This window comes from Janthinobacterium saanense (assembly GCF_014200675.1).
Taxonomy (GTDB): domain Bacteria; phylum Pseudomonadota; class Gammaproteobacteria; order Burkholderiales; family Burkholderiaceae_D; genus Janthinobacterium.
Window position 1 is genome coordinate 16,004 of sequence record NZ_JACHCI010000035.1, and the last position, 12,200, is coordinate 28,203.

Sequence of the window (12,200 nt, forward strand, 5' to 3'; positions counted from 1 at the left end):
AGCACGGGCCGCTTGTGTTCCCGGCATGGCATGATAGGGCTGTCTTGCAGGTTGATTAACAATCAAGGGGAGAGCATGAAGATAATCGAGGCAGGGCAGGTAGACCAGGCGCTGGCGTTTCCAGCGCTGATCGATGCGCTGGACAATGGCTTTCGCGGCGACTATGGCATGCCGCCGCGCCAGGTGTTTCAGCTCGCTGGCGCGGGCGCTGCGTCGCACGACGGCTTTGCGCTGCTGCCGGCGTGGAACGATAGCTTGATCGGCGTGAAGGCTTTTACTTATTTTCCAGCGAACGAAGCGGCCGGTTTTGCCTCGCTGTATTCCAAGATACTGCTGTTTGACCGCCGTCACGGCGTGCCGCTGGCGCTGGTCGATGGCACCTCGATCACCTACTGGCGCACGGCGGCCGTTTCGGCGCTGGCCTCGCGCTATCTGTCGCGCCCGGAATCGTCCACCTTGTTATTGCTGGGCACGGGCAGGCTGGCGCCTTTCCTGGTAGCGGCTCATCTTTCTGTGCGTGCGCTTAAACGGGTTTTTCTGTGGGGCCGCGACGCCGGCAAGGCCACCGCCTTGCAAGAACGCTTGCAGCGCGACCATCCTGGCGTGGAATTTATCTGCATCGCCGATATTGCGCAGCATGCGGGCCAGGCCGACATCATCGTCAGCGCGACGGGCGCCGCCACGCCGCTGCTGCAGGGCGCGTGGATTGCGCCCGGCTGCCACGTCGACCTGCTGGGCAATCACAGCCCCGACCGGCGCGAATGCGACAGCGCGCTGATCGTCAACAGCACGGTGCATGTCGATAGCCTGGACAATGTGCTGCGCGAGGCGGGCGAGGTATTGATCCCGATAGCCGAAAACGTGTTCAGCGCGGGCGCTATCGCGGGCGAGCTGAAAGATCTGTGCCGCGCTGGCGAGTGTGGCAAACCTGGCCGCCGCAATGCCGCAGAAATCACCGTGTTCAAGGCGGTCGGCACGGCGCTCAGCGACTTGCTGGTGGCGCAGCTGGTGCTGAAGACGGTCGCATCCTGACGACAAGCCTGATCAGGCTTGCGTAATCAGTTTCTCGGTCAGGAAATCGACAAAGGTGCGCAACCGCAGCGGCAGGTGGCGCGCGTGGGGGAATAGCAAAAAGAAGGGGCGCGACCGGCCGCCGTGCTGGGGCAGCAATTCCACCAGCGAGCCGTCGGCCAGCTCGCGCTCCACGATAAAACGGTAGGTTTGCGTGATGCCCGCGCCGCTGCGCGCCAGGGTCACGATGCCCAGCACGTCTTCCGAACAGGTGTAGCCGCCTTTGGTCTCCATTTCCACCGGCTTGCCGCCATCGTGAAATAGCCAGGCGATCTTGCGCCCCGTGCTGGGCAGGTCGAACTGTATGCAGTCGTGCTGGTGCAGCGCGTCCAGCGAAGCAGGTGCGCCGACCCGCTGCAGGTAGGCCGGGGACGCCACCAGCACCAGTTCCGCGTCTTCCAGCTTGCGCGCGATCAGGGTGGAATCGGCCGGCGTGCGGCCACGGATGGCGATGTCATAGCTTTCGGCGGCGAAATCGATATTGCGGTTGCTGACGTGCACGTCGAACGTCACCTCGGGATAGCGTTGCCGGAATTGCGACAGCAGCGGCAGCAGCCGGTAGTGGGAATAGGGCGTGGGCGCGCTGATGCGCAAGGGGCCGACGGGCGCTGCCTGGCCACCCGTCACTTCGCGTTCAGCCTCGCGCAATTGCAGCAGCGCTTCGTGGCATTGCTCGTAATAGCGCCGTCCGCCATCGGTCAAGCGGATTTGCCGCGTGGTGCGCACGAACAGGCGCACGCCCAGCCGTTCTTCCATCCTGGCTATCGAACGGCTGACGGCGGCCGGCGTGACGCCGGCGATATTGGCCGCTTCCGTAAAACTGCTCAGCTCAGCGGCCAGGCAAAACAGTTCGATGCTGCCCAGCTGCATTTCCTCGAAGTTGCGCTTCATGCTATCCCCGCTGTCATCAATTGATTACATGATAGATCAAGTGTTCTTCTATTGCATGTGTTTATCAACATGATGCGCATAAGTATAGTGAGTTCCATGCCAGCCAACACAGTGCTGGCATCCACTCAATACACACTGGAGCAGCAATATGGAAACCAAGAAAACCGTCATCGTCACCGGCGCATCGAGCGGCATCGGCTTTGCCGTCGCCAAGGCTTATCTGGAGCGCGGCTACAACGTGGTCGGCAATGCGCGCACCCTGGCGCGGCTGGAAAGCGCGGCGGCCAAACTGGGCAATCCCGCCAACTTTTTGCCGGTAGCCGGCGATATCGCTTTGCCGGCCACCGCTAGCGCCTTGTTTGAACAGGCCATCGCCGCCTTTGGCAAAGTCGATATCCTGATCAATAATGCGGGCATCTTTATCGCCAAACCCGTCGGCGACTACACGCAGGCAGACGTGGCGGCCATCGTCAGCACCAACTTGATGGGCTTTTTCTACCCATCGCAAGAGGCGGCCCGCCACATGAGCGCCAACCAGCAGGGCCATATCGTCACCATCACGGCCAGCCTGGCGATGCAGCCGAACGCCAAGGTGCCGGCGCTGCTGCCGGTGCTGATCAAGGGCGGCCTGAACCACGCCACGCGTGGACTGGCGCTGGAACTGGCGGCGTCGAATGTGCGCGTCAATGCAGTGGCGCCCGGCATCATTGATACGCCGCTGCACCCGGACGATGCCGGCACCAAAGCCTTTTTGCAAACCCTGTCGCCCAGCGGCGTGACGGGCAGCACGCAAGACATCGTCAACGCCATTCTGTACCTGACCGACTCCAGCTTTACCAGCGGCACTGTGATGGCCGTCGATGGCGGCTCGACGGCCGGTACCTGGTAATCCATCCCCACTATCAGGAGCACTGTCATGCCATACGTAAATATTCGCGTCACCAAAGAAGGCGTCACGGCCGCGCAAAAACTGGAATTGATCGAAGGGACCAGCGATTTGCTGCACCGTGTCTTGAATAAGCATCCTTCCACCACCTTTGTCGTGATCGATGAAGTCGAGACCGATAACTGGGGTGTCAACCGCGAAACGGTGACGACCTTGCGCGCGCGCCAGGCGTTGGAAAAGTAATATTCGGCGGACGGGAAGGCGCTGCCTTGCGTCTTCCCGTCTAGAGGAGGCAGCATGCAAGAAAGCAGCAATACGACGATAGAACACACCGTCCATGCGTATTTTGATGGCGTCTATCGCGGTGACGTGGCGGCGCTGGCCGGGCTGTTTGACATCGACGCGCAAGTGTATGGCGATATCGATGGCCAGCCCTATCACAAATCGGCCAGCAGCTACCTGGCCGGCGTGGCGGCCCGCAAGAGTCCGCACGAGCTGGGCGAACCGTATCGGATGCAGTTGCTGGCGGTGGACAGGCAAGCCAATATCGCCAGCGTCAAGCTGCACTCGCCGATGCTGGGATTCGATTATTATCTCTACCTGTCTTTGCGCCGGCTTGATGGACAGTGGCTGATCGTCAATAAAACCTTTAGCCACGGATCAGCGCAAGAAAAAACGACGCAAGAAAGACCTTGACCTTCCCCTTATGGCAAGGTCTATAGTAGAGTCCATATTGATAGAAAGTTTGATCCTACTCCATACCGTACTGATGAAGCTTACCCGGACATTTCGATTATTCACGGCCTTGGTCGCCATCCTCAGCGTGCTGTTCATGCAGCACGCGGTGGCGGCCTATCTGTGTCCGGGCGCGTCCATGGGAGCTGGCAGCACGGCCTTGATGATGAAGGCCATGCCGGACATGCCAGGCTGCACCGGCATGGATACGGACCAGTCCACCCTGTGCCATGTGTATTCGCAGGGCGATGCCGCCAGGCAGTCGCTGGACAAGCCGCCGGCCGTGGGTCACCCCGCGTTCGTGCCAGTGGTCATGATGCTGAGCCTGGCGATCTTTGATCTGCCCGTGCTGCAGCCCGTTGATCCTCCCGCCTATATTGCGCTGGCGCGGCCCGTCGCGCCCCCGATCGCCATCCGCAACTGCTGTTTCCGCATCTGATCTTCCAGAAGACCTAGTTCGCCATCGGCTTGCCCTTGCCCGCAAGCCGGTGTGGTCCATCGTTTTCTGGAGGTTTTTTTATGGTATCCCCTACTTGCGTGCGTCTTCGTCGACTGATGAAGACGACGCTTGCCATGGCGTGCATGCTTGCCGCTTATGGCGCACAGGCCGAACAGCCTGTCTCTTTTACCGAAGCGCTGCAGCAGGCCGCAGCCCGCTCGCACCAGCTTGACGCCGATGGCCACGCCAGCGTCGCTGCCCGCGAAATGGCAGTGGCGGCCGGCCGGCGGCCCGATCCGATGTTGTCTGCCGGCATAGAGAACTTGCCCGTCAGCGGCAATGACCGCTTTAGCCTGGGCAATGACTTCATGACCATGCGCAAAGTTGGTATTTCGCAGGAACTGACGCGTGCCGACAAGCTGCAATGGCGCTCCGCGCGCCAGGAGCGCGAAGCCGACAAGGCGCTGGCGCAGAAAGACCTCACCCTGGCGTCCTTGCAGCGCGACACGGCCATCGCCTGGCTCAATGTCTATTACACCCGGCAGATGGCGGCTGCGCTGGATAGCCAAACGACCTTGGCACGCCAGGAAATTAGCGCGGCCGAAGCAGCGTATCGCGGTGGCCGGGGTAGTCAGGCCGACGTGCTGGCCGCCAAGTCGGCCTTGCTGGCGCTGGAAGACCGGGGTAGCCAGCTGGCCGGCAATGTGGAAACCGCGAAAAACGCGCTGCTGCGCTGGACGGGCGCTGGCGGGGACGTTGCCGATGCAGGCATGCCTGACGTCAATACCTTGCGCCTCGATACCTCCGCGCTGGCCACTACCCTGGAACATCAGCCGCAGATCGCCGTCCTGAACCGGCAGCAGGATATCGCCCAGGCCGACGCCAGGCTGGCGCAGGCCAACCAGCATCCGGACTGGAGCGTGGAAGTAGCCTTCCAGCAGCGGGGATCAGCGTACTCGAATATGGTGTCCGTCAGCCTGTCGCTGCCCTTGCAATGGGATAAAAAGAACCGGCAAGACCGCGAGCTGGCGTCCAAACTGGCGACCGTCGAACAGGTGAAGGATGAGCGCGATGAACAGTTGCGCGAGCAAGTGTCGCGCACCCAGGGTTTGCTGATCGCCTGGAAGAGCGGCCGCGAGCGTGGCTTGCGCTATGCAACACAGATCGTGCCGGCAGCCGAAGAGCGCGGCACCGCCGTGCTGGCAGCTTACCGGGGCGGCAAGGCTGCCCTGGCCGATGTGCTGGCGGCCAGACGCAATATCGCCGACATGCGGCTGCAGCAATTGCAGCTGAACATGGAAACGGCCCAGCTCTGGGCGCAACTCGATTTTCTTTTTCCCGATACGAATCTGGCACGGCAGGAGTCCAAATGAACAGCAATAAAAAAATTACCCTGGCCTTGACGGCTGTCGTCATTGCCTTGGCTGGCGTTGGCTATGGCGCGTATCAACTGGGCGCACGGCAAGGTGTGCAGCCGGATGGCAAGGCGGCCGCGATGGCCGCGCCAGCCGCGAAAAAACCCCTGTACTGGCACGACCCGATGGTGCCGGGCCAGCGTTTCGACAAGCCGGGCAAGTCGCCCTTCATGGACATGCAACTGGTGCCCGTGTATGCACAGGAAGGTAGCGGGGGCGATGATGGCGGCGTCAGCATCAGCCCCAGAGTCGAACAAAACCTGGGCGTGCGCACGGCCACAGTGACGCGTGGAAAACTGGCGTCGGGCTTTAGCGCCGTCGGCAACGTGGCCTTTAATGACCGCGACGTGGCCATGGTGCAGGCGCGCAGCGGCGGCTTTGTCGAGCGCCTGTATGCGCGCGCGCCGCTCGACCCGGTGAAAAAAGGCCAGGCGCTGGCCGAGGTTTATGTGCCCGACTGGGTGGCGGCGCAGGAAGAATACCTGGCGGCACGCAGCATGGCGGGCAGCGATACGGCGGGCCTGGTCGACGGCGCGCGCCAGCGCATGCGCCTGGCCGGCATGAGCGAAGGCCAGATCCATGGCGTGGAAAGCAGCGGCAAGGTGCAAGCACGTTTGACCATTACGTCACCGATCAGCGGCGTGATCGCCGAACTGGGCGCCCGTGAAGGCATGACCATGGCGATGGGCGCACCCTTGTTCCGCATCAATGGCTTGTCTACCGTGTGGGTCAATGCAGAAGTGCCGGAAAACATGCTGGGCCAGCTGCGTCCGGGCGACGCCGTGGAGGCGCAGGCGCAAGCCTTGCCGGGCAGCGTCTTCAAGGGCAAGGTGAGTGCCATTTTGCCCGAAATTAATCCGACCACGCGCACCGCCACGGCCCGCATCGAACTGGCCAATCCGGGCGGCCAGCTGCTGCCCGGCATGTTTGCCAGCGTGACGTTTGGCGCTGAGCGGGGCGCCGATGTCTTGCAAGTACCATCGGAAGCCGTGATACAGACCGGCACGCGCAGCGTCGTCATGCTGGCGCAAGCGGGCGGCAAGTTCAAGCCGGTCGACGTGGAAACTGGCAGCGAAGGCAATGGTTTCACGGAAATACGCAAGGGTTTGAACGAAGGCCAGCAAGTGGTGACCTCGGCCCAGTTCCTGGTCGATTCCGAAGCCAGCCTGAAGGGCACGGAGACGCGCATGGGCGGCATGGACAAGATGGATGGCATGCAGATGGATGGCATGCAGATGGATGGAATGAAGATGAAACCGGCAGAGCAAGCGGGCGTTGCCAGCCATCATGGCGTAGGCAAGGTCGAGCAGATCGGCAAGGAAAACATCACCATATCGCACGGCCCGATTGCGTCCCTGCAATGGGGGCCGATGACGATGGGCTTCAAGCTGCCGCCCACGGGCTTGCCCGCCAATATCAAGCTGGGCACGCAGGTGGCCTTCGATATCAGGAAAGGCGAGGGCGGTTTCCAGATCATCACGATTGCGCCAGCTAAAGAGATGCCGATGGACATGTCCATGGGTGGTATGAAGATGCCGATGGCCATGCCGGGAGCGTCCAAATGATTGCCAAACTGATACGCTGGTCTATCGGCAACCGTTTCCTGGTCTTGCTGGCGACCGTGTTTATCGCCGCCTGGGGCATCTGGTCGCTGAGCCGCACGCCGGTCGATGCCATCCCCGATCTGTCCGACGTGCAAGTCATCATCCGCACGACCTATGCGGGGCAGGCGCCGCAAATCGTCGAGAACCAGGTGACCTATCCTTTGACGACCACCATGTTGTCGGTGCCGGGCGCCAAGACCGTGCGCGGCTATTCCTTCTTCGGCGATTCCTTCGTCTACGTGCTGTTCGAAGATGGCACGGACCCGTACTGGGCCCGTTCGCGCGTGCTCGAATACCTGAACCAGGTGCAGTCGCGCCTGCCCGCCCAGGCCAAGACGGCGCTGGGACCGGACGCTACGGGCGTGGGCTGGGTGTATGAATATGCGCTGGTCGACCGCAGCGGCAAGATGGATCTGTCGCAGCTGCGCGCCTATCAGGACTGGTTTTTGAAGTACGAGCTGAAAGCCGTGCCGAATGTGTCGGAAGTGGCCAGCATAGGCGGCATGGTGCGCCAGTATCAGATCGTGCTGGACCCGGACAAGCTGCGTGGCTACGGCATCACGCATGGCAAGGTGATCGATGCAGTGCAAAAGGCCAACCAGGAAACCGGCGGTTCCGTGCTGGAACTGGGCGAGGCCGAATACATGGTGCGCGCTTCCGGTTATCTGCAATCGCTGGACGATTTCCGCAAGATACCGTTGATGACGACGGCGGCCGGCGTGTCCGTGCGCCTGGGCGATGTGGCCCGTATCCAGCTGGGGCCGGAAATGCGGCGCGGCGTGGCGGAACTGAATGGCGAAGGCGAAGTGGCGGGCGGCGTGATCATCATGCGCTCCGGCAAGAATGCCTTGCAAACTATAGACCTGGTGAAAGCCAAGCTGGCGACGCTCAAGCAAAGTTTGCCGCCTGGCGTGGAAATCGTGCCGGTGTACGACCGCTCCAAGCTGATCAAGCGCGCGGTGGATAATCTGCAGCACAAGCTGATCGAGGAATTCATCGTCGTCGCCGTCGTGTGCGCGATCTTTTTGCTGCACCTGCGTTCGGCGCTGGTGGCCATCATCTCGCTGCCGCTGGGCATCCTGATCGCCTACATCATCATGTATTACCAGGGCGTCAATGCCAACATCATGTCGCTGGGCGGCATCGCGATTGCCATCGGCGCCATGGTCGACGCGGCCGTGGTGATGATAGAAAACGCGCATAAACATATCGAAGCCTGGCTGGAAGCCCATCCGGGCCAGAAGCTGGAAGGCGAGGCGCACTGGAAGGTCATAGCTGACGCGGCCGTGGAAGTGGGGCCGGCGCTGTTCTTTTCCTTACTGATCATTGTGCTGTCCTTTATCCCCGTGTTTACCCTGGAAGCGCAGGAAGGGCGCTTGTTTGCCCCGCTGGCCTTGACCAAGACCTATGCGATGGCGGCCGCGGCCGGCATGGCGGCCACGCTCATTCCGGTATTGATGGGGTATCTGATACGCGGCCATATCCCGCCTGAACACAAGAATCCGATCAACCGCTGGCTGACTGCCATTTACCGCCCGCTGCTGGAAATCGTGCTGCGCCGGCCAAAAACCACCTTGCTGGCCGCTGGCCTGATCGTGGCGGCCACCTTCTGGCCGCTGGCGCGCCTGGGCGGCGAATTCATGCCCCCTCTTGACGAAGGCGATTTGCTCTACATGCCATCGGCCTTGCCTGGCATAGGCGCGGGCAAGGTCGCTGAATTGCTGCAACAGACGGACCGCCTGATCAAGACCGTGCCGGAAGTGGAAAGCGTGTTCGGCAAGGCGGGCCGCGCGGAATCGGCCACCGATCCGGCGCCGATGGAAATGTTTGAAACCACCATACAGTTCAAGCCGCGCGATCAATGGCGGGCGGGCATGACCACCGACAAGCTGGTGGCCGAACTGGACCGCGTGGTGAAAGTGCCGGGGCTGTCGAATATCTGGGTGCCGCCTATCCGCAACCGCATCGACATGTTGGCCACCGGCATCAAAAGCCCGGTCGGCATCAAGGTGGCGGGCGTGGACCTGCATGAAATCGACCGCATCACGGCGCAGATCGAACACGCTGTCAAAGGCGTGCCTGGCGTGTCGTCCGCGCTGGCCGAACGCTTGAATGGCGGGCGCTACGTCGATATCAAGATCGACCGCGATGCGGCGGCCCGTTATGGCATGAATATCGCTGACGTGCAAAGCATCGTCGCCAGCGCCATCGGCGGCGACAATATCGGCGAAACGGTGGAAGGCTTGCAGCGCTTCCCCATCAATGTGCGCTACCCGCGCGAAGTGCGCGATTCCGTTGAAAAGCTGCGCGAATTGCCGGTGCTGACGGAACGCGGCGCGCAGATCCGTCTTGGCGACGTCACCACCATCCGTATCGACGATGGCCCGCCCATGCTGAAAAGCGAAAATGCGCGCCTGTCGGGCTGGGTGTATGTGGATATCCATGGCCGCGACCTGAGTTCGGCCGTGCAGGCGATGCAGCAAGTGGTCAACCGCGAAGTCAAGCTGCCGGCCGGTTATTCCGTTTCATGGTCGGGCCAGTTCGAATACCTGGAACGGGCCACGGCCAAGCTCAAGGTGGTGGTGCCAGCGACCCTGCTGACGATTTTCGTGCTGCTGTATATGACCTTCAAGCGCATCGATGAAGCGGTGCTGATCATGGGTACCTTGCCGTTTGCGCTGGCGGGTGGCATCTGGCTGCTGTGGGCGCTTGGCTACCACTTGTCGGTGGCCAGCGGCGTGGGCTTTATTGCCCTGGCGGGGGTCTCGGCGGAATTTGGCGTGATCATGCTGCTGTATCTGAAACATGCCTGGGACGCGCGGCTGGCCAAGGGCACGCAGTGCGAGGCCGATTTGCTCGATGCGATACGCGAAGGCGCCGTTCTGCGCGTGCGGCCCAAGGCCATGACGGTGGCCGTGATGATCGCCGGCCTGGTGCCGGTGATGCTGGGCACGGGCACCGGTTCGGAAATCATGCAGCGCATTGCAGCGCCCATGGTGGGCGGCATGATCACGGCGCCCTTGCTGTCGATGTTTGTGGTGCCCGCCGTTTATCTGCTGATACGGCGCCGGGCAATCAGGAAGGCGGCCAAGGAGGCGCGCGCATAAAGATGTTGTGCGTTTAAGACAGTGTTCAGCCAGGAAGTGCTTTTTCTTTCTTTTAGTCAATTAAAGCAGTGGTTGTGACTTTTGGTGAGATTGTCAGAGAGGCAAAAATTTATAATTGCATTAAGGAAAGTAACTTGCCAAAAATCAATTTGCGAGCACGTCCTTGATTCCATCTCTCTTAAGGGCATTATGAATAAGAATAAACCTGGCGCACTGTTGATCGCTGCGCTGATCGCCGCGTCTTTGGCTGGTTGCGCCACCGAATCGTCAAAAGCGCTGGCCGTTCCGACTGTGGCCAGCGCCGAACGTCCTTACGTTGGTCCGCGTACCGCGATCGCGGTTGGCAAGTTTGATAACCGCTCCAGCTTCATGCGCGGCATCTTTTCCGATGGCGTCGATCGCCTGGGTAGCCAGTCGAAAACGATTTTGATTGCACATCTGCAAACGAGCAACCGTTTCAACGTGCTGGACCGCGACAATATGGCGGAAATCAAGCAGGAAGCGGACTACAAGAAACAAGGCCAGAACATCAAGGGTGCCGATTTCGTTATCACCGGCGACGTGACCGAATTCGGCCGCAAGGAAGTGGGCGATCATCAGCTGTTCGGCATCATGGGCCGTGGCAAGACGCAAGTGGCATACGCCAAGATCACCTTGAACGTGGTCAATATCTCGACCTCGGAAGTGGTGTACTCGAGCCAGGGCGCGGGCGAATACAGCCTGTCGAACCGTGAAGTGCTGGGCTTTGGCGGTACGGCAAGCTACGACGCCACCCTGAACGGCAAGGTATTGGATCTGGCGATGCGCGAAGCTGTCGAGCGCCTGGTTGCCGGTGTTGAAGCTGGCGCATTGCGCAAACAATAAGGTCAGCCATGAAACAGATCGTGATGAAAAAGAGCGCCGCTCTGCTGGCGCTGGCCGCCTGCGCCGTATTGACCGGTTGCGCTACGCAATCGAAGTCCCTGTACCAATGGGAAAGCTATCAGCCGCAGGTATATCAATACCTGAAAGGTGAAAGCCCTGAGCAGCAGATCGCGGCGATGGAAAAAGACTTGCAACTCATCAGCGCCAAGGGCAACCAGACCCCGCCGGGTTTCCATGCCCACCTGGGCATGTTGTACTCGATCACCGGTAAAACGGATGAAGTCGCGACGCAATTCGAAGATGAGAAAAAACTGTTCCCCGAGTCGGCTGGCTATATGGATTTCTTGCTGGGTAAATTGAAAAAAGGTGAGAAATTATGATGTCACGTATCTTGAAACTGGCTTTGTGCCTGGTCCCGGCCATGCTCGCAGTCGGTTGCGCCAGCCACAAGCAGGCGGCATATGACTATACTGCGTTCAAGGCAGCCAAGCCCCGTTCCATCGTGGTCTTGCCACCGTTGAACGACTCGCCGGAAGTCAACGCCGGCAACAGCGTGTATGCGCAAGTGTCGTATCCGCTGGCCGAGGCTGGTTATTACGTGCTGCCGGTGGCTGTCGTGAGCGAGACGTTCAAGCAGAACGGCTTGACCGATGCCCACGACATCCATGGCGTTGAAGCCAAGAAGCTCAGCGAGATCTTTGGCGCGGACGCTGCCCTGTACATGACCATTGCCCGCTACGGTTCGACCTATACAGTGGTTGACAGTGTCAGCGTGGTATCGGTCAAGGCCAAGCTGGTCGACCTGAAGACGGGTACCTTGTTGTGGGAAGGCGTGGCCAGCGCATCGAGCAATGAAGGCAATAACAGTGGCGGCGGTGGCCTGGTGGGCATGCTGGTGGCAGCTGCTGTCAAGCAGATCATCAACAGCTCGACCGATGCCAGCCATCCGGTTGCAGGCGTGGCCAATGCGCGTTTGCTGTCCGCCGGCTCGCCGAACGGCTTGCTGTACGGTCCGCGTTCGCAGCGTTATCTGGCGCAGTAATCCTGCCTGGTATGCATGCAAGCCCCTGATGTTTCAGGGGCTTTTTTATTTGTTGATTAGCGCTGATCTTCATCTTTGCCGAACCGTCCTGCCTGCCAATGGTCCAACCTAGTGCAGCATAACGCTGCCGATACCAACGGGGGCGG

General features: G+C 60.7%; 12 protein-coding genes. 11 read left to right on the forward strand and 1 reads right to left on the reverse strand.

What is annotated here, in order from left to right:
• Window positions 1–75 precede the first annotated feature (75 nt).
• A complete protein-coding gene (lhpI, locus tag HDE72_RS27160) occupies window positions 76–1,032 on the forward strand; it encodes a bifunctional Delta(1)-pyrroline-2-carboxylate/Delta(1)-piperideine-2-carboxylate reductase (RefSeq protein ID WP_183748634.1) in 957 nt (318 codons plus the stop codon).
• 12 nt (window positions 1,033–1,044) lie between these two features.
• On the opposite strand, the gene HDE72_RS27165 is transcribed toward lhpI, so the two are convergent.
• The gene (locus HDE72_RS27165; RefSeq protein ID WP_183748636.1) at window positions 1,045–1,962 is read right to left on the reverse strand and encodes a LysR family transcriptional regulator; all 918 of its coding nucleotides are present in this window, start codon (window positions 1,960–1,962) and stop codon (window positions 1,045–1,047) included.
• Window positions 1,963–2,110: 148 nt separating this feature from the next.
• Here HDE72_RS27165 and HDE72_RS27170 point away from each other — a divergent pair, with 148 nt between their 5' ends.
• The 10 genes from HDE72_RS27170 (at window position 2,111) to HDE72_RS27215 (ending at window position 12,054) form a co-directional block, all read left to right on the forward strand.
• A complete protein-coding gene (locus HDE72_RS27170; RefSeq protein WP_183748638.1) occupies window positions 2,111–2,851 on the forward strand; it encodes an SDR family NAD(P)-dependent oxidoreductase in 741 nt (246 codons plus the stop codon).
• A gap of 27 nt (window positions 2,852–2,878) precedes the next feature.
• Window positions 2,879–3,091, forward strand: coding sequence for a 2-hydroxymuconate tautomerase family protein (locus tag HDE72_RS27175; protein WP_183748640.1), 213 nt, complete (start codon window positions 2,879–2,881; stop codon window positions 3,089–3,091).
• Between the two features lie 54 nt (window positions 3,092–3,145).
• Entirely contained in the window at window positions 3,146–3,544 is a 399-nt protein-coding gene (locus HDE72_RS27180; RefSeq protein WP_183748642.1) for a nuclear transport factor 2 family protein, read from the forward strand.
• Between the two features lie 73 nt (window positions 3,545–3,617).
• Window positions 3,618–4,022: a hypothetical protein gene (locus tag HDE72_RS27185; RefSeq protein WP_183748644.1), complete on the forward strand. Its 405-nt coding sequence runs from the start codon at window positions 3,618–3,620 to the stop codon at window positions 4,020–4,022.
• Between the two features lie 116 nt (window positions 4,023–4,138).
• Window positions 4,139–5,395, forward strand: a complete 1,257-nt coding sequence (locus tag HDE72_RS27190; RefSeq protein ID WP_260176986.1) for a TolC family protein — start codon at window positions 4,139–4,141, stop codon at window positions 5,393–5,395.
• Entirely contained in the window at window positions 5,392–7,002 is a 1,611-nt protein-coding gene (locus HDE72_RS27195; protein ID WP_183748648.1) for an efflux RND transporter periplasmic adaptor subunit, read from the forward strand. The genes HDE72_RS27190 and HDE72_RS27195 overlap by 4 nt, the downstream gene beginning before the upstream one ends.
• Window positions 6,999–10,148: an efflux RND transporter permease subunit gene (locus HDE72_RS27200; protein ID WP_183748650.1), complete on the forward strand. Its 3,150-nt coding sequence runs from the start codon at window positions 6,999–7,001 to the stop codon at window positions 10,146–10,148. Before HDE72_RS27195 ends, HDE72_RS27200 begins: the two co-directional genes overlap by 4 nt.
• A 189-nt stretch (window positions 10,149–10,337) precedes the next feature.
• On the forward strand, window positions 10,338–11,012 hold the full coding sequence (locus HDE72_RS27205; RefSeq protein WP_183748652.1) for a CsgG/HfaB family protein: 675 nt from the start codon (window positions 10,338–10,340) through the stop codon (window positions 11,010–11,012).
• A gap of 8 nt (window positions 11,013–11,020) precedes the next feature.
• Complete coding sequence (locus tag HDE72_RS27210) at window positions 11,021–11,392, forward strand: DUF4810 domain-containing protein (protein WP_221291426.1); 372 nt, start codon at window positions 11,021–11,023, stop codon at window positions 11,390–11,392.
• Window positions 11,389–12,054: a DUF799 domain-containing protein gene (locus HDE72_RS27215; RefSeq protein WP_183748655.1), complete on the forward strand. Its 666-nt coding sequence runs from the start codon at window positions 11,389–11,391 to the stop codon at window positions 12,052–12,054. Before HDE72_RS27210 ends, HDE72_RS27215 begins: the two co-directional genes overlap by 4 nt.
• Window positions 12,055–12,200 lie beyond the last annotated feature (146 nt).

Excerpts from the sequence above, each read along its gene's own strand:
- HDE72_RS27215 (WP_183748655.1), top strand. The coding sequence starts at position 11,389 with ATGATGTCACGTATCTTGAAACTGGCTTTGTGCCTGGTCCCGGCCATG.
- HDE72_RS27210 (WP_221291426.1), top strand. The coding sequence starts at position 11,021 with ATGAAACAGATCGTGATGAAAAAGAGCGCCGCTCTGCTGGCGCTGGCC.
- HDE72_RS27170 (WP_183748638.1), top strand. The coding sequence starts at position 2,111 with ATGGAAACCAAGAAAACCGTCATCGTCACCGGCGCATCGAGCGGCATC.
- HDE72_RS27205 (WP_183748652.1), top strand. The coding sequence starts at position 10,338 with ATGAATAAGAATAAACCTGGCGCACTGTTGATCGCTGCGCTGATCGCC.
- HDE72_RS27200 (WP_183748650.1), top strand. The coding sequence starts at position 6,999 with ATGATTGCCAAACTGATACGCTGGTCTATCGGCAACCGTTTCCTGGTC.
- HDE72_RS27175 (WP_183748640.1), top strand. The coding sequence starts at position 2,879 with ATGCCATACGTAAATATTCGCGTCACCAAAGAAGGCGTCACGGCCGCG.
- HDE72_RS27195 (WP_183748648.1), top strand. The coding sequence starts at position 5,392 with ATGAACAGCAATAAAAAAATTACCCTGGCCTTGACGGCTGTCGTCATT.
- HDE72_RS27165 (WP_183748636.1), bottom strand. The coding sequence starts at position 1,962 with ATGAAGCGCAACTTCGAGGAAATGCAGCTGGGCAGCATCGAACTGTTT.
- HDE72_RS27190 (WP_260176986.1), top strand. The coding sequence starts at position 4,139 with ATGAAGACGACGCTTGCCATGGCGTGCATGCTTGCCGCTTATGGCGCA.
- lhpI (WP_183748634.1), top strand. The coding sequence starts at position 76 with ATGAAGATAATCGAGGCAGGGCAGGTAGACCAGGCGCTGGCGTTTCCA.
- HDE72_RS27185 (WP_183748644.1), top strand. The coding sequence starts at position 3,618 with ATGAAGCTTACCCGGACATTTCGATTATTCACGGCCTTGGTCGCCATC.
- HDE72_RS27180 (WP_183748642.1), top strand. The coding sequence starts at position 3,146 with ATGCAAGAAAGCAGCAATACGACGATAGAACACACCGTCCATGCGTAT.